This is a genomic window from Streptacidiphilus pinicola (assembly GCF_003258295.1).
Taxonomy (GTDB): Bacteria; Actinomycetota; Actinomycetes; order Streptomycetales; family Streptomycetaceae; genus Streptacidiphilus; species Streptacidiphilus pinicola.
On the sequence record NZ_QKYN01000018.1, the window covers coordinates 22,208 to 28,439 of the forward strand.

Genomic DNA, 6,232 nt, shown 5'->3' on the forward strand with positions numbered 1-6,232 from the left:
CCCCCGGATCAGCGGACGGGGCCGGAGCCGCCCTCGAAGAACTTGACGAGGAGCGGGGCCAGCGTCTGCGGGTGCTGCAGCACGGAGTGGTCCTCGCCGGGCAGGACGTGCAGTTCCGCGTCCGGGACGAGGCGGCCGACCGCGCGGGCGGCTGCGGAGAGCCAGGGCGAGGTGCGGTCGCCGTAGACGGCGAGGGTGGGGACGCGGATCCCGGAGACGCGTTCCGGCGGCAGCAGCCGCCAGGGCTCGCTGAGCAGCACGTCCCAGGGCAGGCTCGGGGCCCGCTCGATGAGGAACGACCAGGCCTCGCTCTGGCGCATGCCGGCGACGGCCTCGCGCGGCGTGCCGGTGAGCTCGACCAGGAAGAGCTCGGCGGCGCCGTCGGCGTCCCCCGAGGCGACGAGGGCTTTGAGGCGGTCGTAGACCTCGGCCTCCGGCCGGGGCAGGTTCTCGTCCGCCGCGAAGGAGGGCTCGTAGACGGCGAGCCGGTCGACGGACAGGCCGTGGGCGGCCGCCTCCAGGGCGAGCACCGCGCCCGAGGAGTGGCCGAAGAGGGACGCCCGGCCGCCGGGCGTGTGGGCGAGGATGGTGGCGAGGTCGTCCAGCTCGTCGGCGATCCGGTAGTCCTTGCCGCGGTCGTCGCTGGCGCCGCGCCCCCGCCGGTCGTAGCTGACGACGGTGAAGTGCGGCGCGAGCTCCGCGCCGAGGGCCGCGACGGTGGAGCGGTCGTTGAACGCCCCACCGATCAGCACCACCGGCGCGCCGTGCCCCGCGGTGTCGACGGCGAGCGTGGTGCCGTCGCGGGAGATGATGTGCGCGGTCACGAGCGCGTCCGCCGGGTGAAGGTGAGGTGGGTGACCCCGCTGGGCGTCGTCACGGACTCGATGTCGAAGCGGCTCTCCAGCTCCTCCAGGCCGTCCCACAGCCGTTCGCCGCGGCCGAGCACGATGGGGACGAGGACCACGTGCAGGTGGTCCACCAGATCCTCGGCGAGGAAGGCCCGGACCGTCGTCGGGCCACCGCCGATGCGGACGTCCAACCCGCCGGCCGCCTCGCGCGCCTGGCGCAACGCCTCCTTCGGCGAGGCGTCGACGAAGTGGAAGGTCGTGCCGCCGGCCATCTCCACCGACGGGCGCGGATGGTGCGTCATCACGAAGACCGGCGTGTGGAACGGAGGGTTCTCGCCCCACCAGCCGTTCCACTCGTGATCAGCCCATGGCCCGTGCTGCGGCCCGAACTTGCCACGCCCCATGATCTCCGCGCCGATGCCGTCGCCCCAGCGGCCGGCGAAGGCCTCGTCGACCCCCTCGCTGCCACCCCCCGCACCCTGCATGGCGCGGAAGGTGCGCGTCCCGAAGAACCACTCGTGCAGCCGGGTTCCGGCATGCCCGAAGGGCGCCTCGAAGCTCTGGCCCTCGCCGGTGGCGTAGCCGTCGAGCGAGACGGAGAAGTTGTGGACCCGGACCCGCGACATGGCACGGCCTCCCGTCGATTGGCTGTGCACCGAGCCTAGACCCGGGCACTGACAAGTGGTCGGACCAACGGCCCGGGGTGGGGCGCGTCGGACCTGGGGTCCGTCCTACGGGCGATCCGGCTCGGCCTCGGCCTCCGCCCTGCGGCGCCGGTGGTCGGCGACCCGCGCGCGGGACGCGCAGGTGGTCGAGCAGTACCGCCGGGGACTGCCCGGCCCGGTGCCGAGGTACAGCGTGCGGCAGTTGGCGGCGGCGCACTCGCCCCAGGTGGCGCGGCCGTGCTCGGTCAGGATCCGGGCGAGGGCCAGGGCGCTGGAGGCCAGGAACCACTCCGCCCACGAGGCGTCGTCGCCGCGGTCGACGTGGAGGTGCCAGGGGTGGCCCTCGTGGCGGGACAGCCGGGGAGCGCCGGCGTGCTCGGCCAGCAGGACGTTGAGGGCGAGGGCGGCACGGTCCGTGTCGGACTCGGCGAGGATCCCGCCCATGCGCAACGCCGCGTCCCGCAGGCCCCGCAGGTCCTCGTCGGTGAGGGTCGCCTGCGTCAGGTCCTCGGCACGCTCGCCGTGCCGGCCGAGGAGACGTACCGCGGTGCTGCGCGGCAGGTTCGGTTGCGACCGCACCGCGTTGGCGAGGTCGATCAGCCGCTCGGCCGCCTGGAAACCGCCTCGGCCCACGTCCGCCTCCTGCTCCCCGGGGTCGGTGTCGCCACTCTGCCACTGTAACGTCTTCTTTCAATAACCCGTTACGGCGAGAGTGGGGGCCATGAGGGGACGCTCGGCACTACCGCGCTATCTGGCAACGGCGTTCTGCGCGCGCCTGGCCGACGAGGGCGTGGGCGTGGCGGTGGTGATGCTCGCGGCGCAGCGCACCGGCGACGCGTCGCGCGGTGCCTTCGTGCTGACCGCCTGGATGGCGCCGCACGTGCTGGCGGCCCCGCTGACCGGCGCGCTGGCCGCCCGGACGCGCCGGCCACGGCTCTTCTTCGCCGGGGCACTGAGCGGCTTCGCGCTGGCGATCGCGCTGGTGGGGCCGGCCTTCGGTCGCGTCCCTCTGCCCGTCGTCCTCGCCCTCGCGGCGGCGGGCGGCTGCTGCGGACCGGCGGTCTCAGGCGGGCTCTCCGGCCTGCTGCCCCGCCTGACCGGCGCGGAGACAGGCGGGGACCGCGCCGCGGCCTGGGACGCCGCGAGCTACAACGCCGCCGGCGTGGCCGGACCCGCCGTCGCGGGGCTGGTCTCCGCGGCACTCTCCCCTGCCCTGGCCCTGGGCCTGCTGTCGACGGCGGCGGCCTGCGCCGCCGCGCTCACCACGCTCCTCCCGGTGCCGGCCGGCACGGATTCCGCGCATGCCTCCCGCCCACAGCTGCACCGCGACCTGGTCGACGGGGCGCTGACGGTCTGGCAGCGACCGGAACTGCGCGCGGTCACCGCCGCGACGACGCTGGCGTACGTCGGACTCGGCGGGCTGACCACCACCAGCGTCCTGCTCGCGCAGCACCTGGCCACGGCGGACCGCGCCGCGGGCGGCCTGCTGATGACGGCCTTCGCCGTCGGCGGCCTGGCCGGAACGCTCGTCACCACCCGTATGCCGTCCCGGGTCACGGCCCCACGCCTGGCCCTGGTCGGACTGCTCGGCACCGGCAGCGGCCTGGCGGCGGCCGCGATGGCACCGGGCCTTCCCGCCGCCGCTGCCTGCTTCGTCACGGCCGGTGCCTGCGAAGGCCTGGTGCTGACGGCGACACTCCGCGTCCGCGCCGAGCAGGCGCCGCAGCAGCAGCGCCCGCAGGTATTCACCCTCGGCGCCGGCTTGAAGATCTCCGCGGCCGCCCTCGGCTCCGCCCTCGCCGGCTGGGACAGCCCCGGCGCCGCGCGCCGCTACCTCGCCGCGATCGCCGTGCTGCAGCTCGCGGCCGCCGCGCTCCACGCCGGGATCCGCCGAGCGTCCCGACCGGAGATTCGGCCGCGCGGAGCGGGGAGGCGCCGCGCGGCCGAATCGGTTCAGCGGCCCTGACTGTTGTTCAGCTGAGCTTGGTCAGGGCGAGGTTGAGCTCCAGGACGTTGACCCGGGGCTCCCCGAGGAAGCCGAGGTTGCGGTCCTGGGTGTACTGCTTGACCAGCGCCTCGACCTTGTCGGCGCTCAGGCCGCGGGCCTTCGCGACGCGGTTCACCTGGATCTGGGCGTAGGCCGGGCTGATGTCCGGGTCCAGGCCGGAGCCCGACGAGGTGATCGCGTCGGCCGGCACCTGGCTCTGTGCGACGTTGTTGAACTTGGCGATGTCGGACTTGAGCTGGGTGTAGTTGCTCGCCAGCACGTCGGAGTTGGTGCCCAGGTTGGTGCCGGCCGAGGCGGTCGGGTCGTAGCCGAGGCTGCCGGCCGCCGAGGGGCGGGACTGGAAGAGCTTCGGATCGGGGCTCTGGGACTTGCCGTCCTTCGAGACGATCGTGAAGTTCTGCCCGATCAGGGAGGAGCCGACCACGTTGCCGTGGGCGTCCTTCACCAGCGAGCCGTTGGCCTGCTGGGAGAAGGCCACCTGCGAGATGCCGGTGATCAGCAGCGGGTAGGCGAGGCCGCAGATCACCGTGAAGAGCAGCAGCAGGCGCAGACCGGTGAGGTGGTTCCGCACCGCAGTGGGAAGGGGTTTAGCCATGACGATTCACTTCGCTTCTTCTCGTCTGCTGCTCAGTGCAGGCCGGGGACGTACGTGACGATGAGGTCGATCAGCTTGATCCCGACGAAGGGCAGGATCAGTCCGCCGATGCCGTAGAGCCCGAGGTTGCGGCGCAGCAGCGACTGGGACGAGGAGGGCCGGTAGCGCACGCCGCGCAGGGCGAGCGGGATCAGGCCGATGATGATCAGGGCGTTGAAGATGATCGCCGAGGTGATCGCGGACTTCGGCGAGTGCAGCGCCATGATGTTGAGGTGCCCCAGGCCCGGGTAGACCGCGGCGAACATCGCGGGGATGATCGCGAAGTACTTCGCGACGTCGTTGGCGATCGAGAAGGTCGTGAGCGCGCCTCGGGTGATCAGCAACTGCTTGCCGATCTCGACGATCTCGATGAGCTTGGTCGGGTTGGAGTCCAGGTCCACCATGTTCCCGGCCTCCTTGGCGGCCGAGGTACCGGTGTTCATGGCCACGCCGACATCGGCCTGCGCGAGCGCGGGGGCGTCGTTGGTGCCGTCACCGGTCATGGCGACCAGGCGGCCGCCCTCCTGCTCCTTCTTGATCAGCGCCATCTTGTCCTCGGGAGTCGCCTCCGCGAGGTAGTCGTCCACGCCGGCTTCCTCGGCGATCGCGGCGGCCGTCAGCGGGTTGTCACCCGTGATCATGACCGTCTTGATGCCCATGGCGCGCATCTCCGCGAAGCGCTCCTTGATGCCCGGCTTGACGACATCCTTGAGGTAGATGACCCCGAGGACGCGCGCCGGGGCGCTGCCCTGCTTCTCCGCCACCACGAGCGGGGTCCCGCCCAGGTTGGAGATCCGCCCGACCGCGACATCCAGCTCGTTGTCGGTCGAACCGCCGTTCTCCTTGACCCAGTTGGCCACGGCCGCGGCCGCGCCCTTGCGGATCGAGTGGCCGTCGACGTCGACGCCGGACATGCGGGTCTGGGCGGTGAACTCGATCCAGGTGGCGTGGGCCAGCTCGCCCTGGGCCCGCTCGCGCAGACCGTACTTCTCCTTGGCCAGCACGACGATGGAACGGCCCTCGGGCGTCTCGTCCGCGAGGGACGAGAGTTGGGCGGCATCGGCCAGCGCGTCCGCGCTGACATCGCCGATCTGCACGAACTCGGCGGCCTGGCGGTTGCCGAAGGTGATGGTGCCGGTCTTGTCCAGCAGCAGGGTCGAGACGTCGCCCGCGGCCTCGACGGCGCGGCCGGACATGGCCAGCACGTTGCGCTGGACCAGCCGGTCCATGCCGGCGATGCCGATCGCGGAGAGCAGCGCGCCGATCGTGGTCGGGATCAGCGCGACCAGCAGCGAATCCAGCACGATGATCGTCTGCTCGGCGCCCGCGTACTTCGCCATCGGCTGCAGCGTGACGACCGCGAGCAGGAAGACGATCGTCAGCGACGCGAGCAGGATGTTCAGCGCGATCTCGTTCGGCGTCTTCTGCCGGGCCGCACCCTCGACCAGCGCGATCATGCGGTCGATGAAGGTCTTGCCCGGCTCCGAGGTGATCTTCACCACGATCCGGTCCGACAGGACCTTCGTGCCACCAGTAACGGCACTGCGGTCACCGCCGGACTCGCGGATCACGGGCGCGGACTCACCCGTGATCGCCGACTCGTCGACCGAGGCGACGCCCTCGACGACGTCACCGTCACCGGGGATCACCTGGCCGGCCTCGACAATCACGTGATCGCCGAGCCGCAGCTGCGTCGCGGAGACCTCCTCCTCGGAGACTCCGGTCGCACCCGGCGTCCAGGAGCCGACGACGCGACGGGCCATGGTGTCGGTGCGGGTCTTGCGCAGCGTGTCGGCCTGCGCCTTGCCGCGGCCCTCGGCCACCGCCTCGGCCAGGTTGGCGAAGACGACCGTCAGCCACAGCCAGACCGTGATCACCCAGGCGAACACGCTGGGCTTCTCGATCGCGGAGATCGTGGTCAGCACGGAGCCGACCTCGACCACGAACATGACCGGGTTCTTGAACATGACGCGCGGGTCGAGCTTCTTGCACGCGTCGGGGAAGGACTTGAGCAGCTGCTTCGGGTCGAGCAGGCCGCCGCCGATGCGACGCTCGGCCGGGAGCTCGGGCCGGTTCG

At 72.2% G+C, this 6,232-nt stretch carries 6 protein-coding genes; 1 reads left to right on the plus strand and 5 read right to left on the minus strand.

Translation table 11 applies throughout. From position 1 onward, the window contains the following. Window positions 1-8: 8 nt before the first annotated feature. The 3 genes from DN069_RS04295 to DN069_RS04305 all read right to left on the minus strand — a co-directional run bounded on the left by DN069_RS04295 (window position 9) and on the right by DN069_RS04305 (window position 2,146). On the minus strand, window positions 9-824 hold the full coding sequence (locus DN069_RS04295) for an alpha/beta fold hydrolase (RefSeq protein WP_111499461.1): 816 nt from the start codon (window positions 822-824) through the stop codon (window positions 9-11). Next, window positions 821-1,474 (minus strand): dihydrofolate reductase family protein, encoded by a 654-nt coding sequence (locus tag DN069_RS04300; protein ID WP_111499462.1) that lies wholly within the window; start codon window positions 1,472-1,474, stop codon window positions 821-823. The genes DN069_RS04295 and DN069_RS04300 overlap by 4 nt, the downstream gene beginning before the upstream one ends. Window positions 1,475-1,579: 105 nt before the next feature. Next, window positions 1,580-2,146 (minus strand): CGNR zinc finger domain-containing protein, encoded by a 567-nt coding sequence (locus DN069_RS04305; RefSeq protein WP_243638898.1) that lies wholly within the window; start codon window positions 2,144-2,146, stop codon window positions 1,580-1,582. A gap of 88 nt (window positions 2,147-2,234) precedes the next feature. Here DN069_RS04305 and DN069_RS04310 point away from each other — a divergent pair, with 88 nt between their 5' ends. After that, window positions 2,235-3,479, plus strand: a complete 1,245-nt coding sequence (locus DN069_RS04310; protein WP_111499463.1) for an MFS transporter — start codon at window positions 2,235-2,237, stop codon at window positions 3,477-3,479. A 7-nt stretch (window positions 3,480-3,486) separates the two neighbouring features. On the opposite strand, the gene kdpC is transcribed toward DN069_RS04310, so the two are convergent. Together kdpC and kdpB are read right to left on the minus strand one after the other, a co-directional pair. After that, window positions 3,487-4,116: a potassium-transporting ATPase subunit KdpC gene (kdpC, locus tag DN069_RS04315; RefSeq protein WP_111499464.1), complete on the minus strand. Its 630-nt coding sequence runs from the start codon at window positions 4,114-4,116 to the stop codon at window positions 3,487-3,489. Window positions 4,117-4,148: 32 nt separating this feature from the next. After that, the gene (kdpB, locus tag DN069_RS04320; protein WP_111499470.1) at window positions 4,149-6,200 is read right to left on the minus strand and encodes a potassium-transporting ATPase subunit KdpB; all 2,052 of its coding nucleotides are present in this window, start codon (window positions 6,198-6,200) and stop codon (window positions 4,149-4,151) included. Between the last annotated feature and the right edge of the window lie 32 nt (window positions 6,201-6,232).

Excerpts from the sequence above, each read along its gene's own strand:
- kdpC (WP_111499464.1), bottom strand. The coding sequence starts at position 4,116 with ATGGCTAAACCCCTTCCCACTGCGGTGCGGAACCACCTCACCGGTCTG.
- DN069_RS04310 (WP_111499463.1), top strand. The coding sequence starts at position 2,235 with ATGAGGGGACGCTCGGCACTACCGCGCTATCTGGCAACGGCGTTCTGC.
- DN069_RS04300 (WP_111499462.1), bottom strand. The coding sequence starts at position 1,474 with ATGTCGCGGGTCCGGGTCCACAACTTCTCCGTCTCGCTCGACGGCTAC.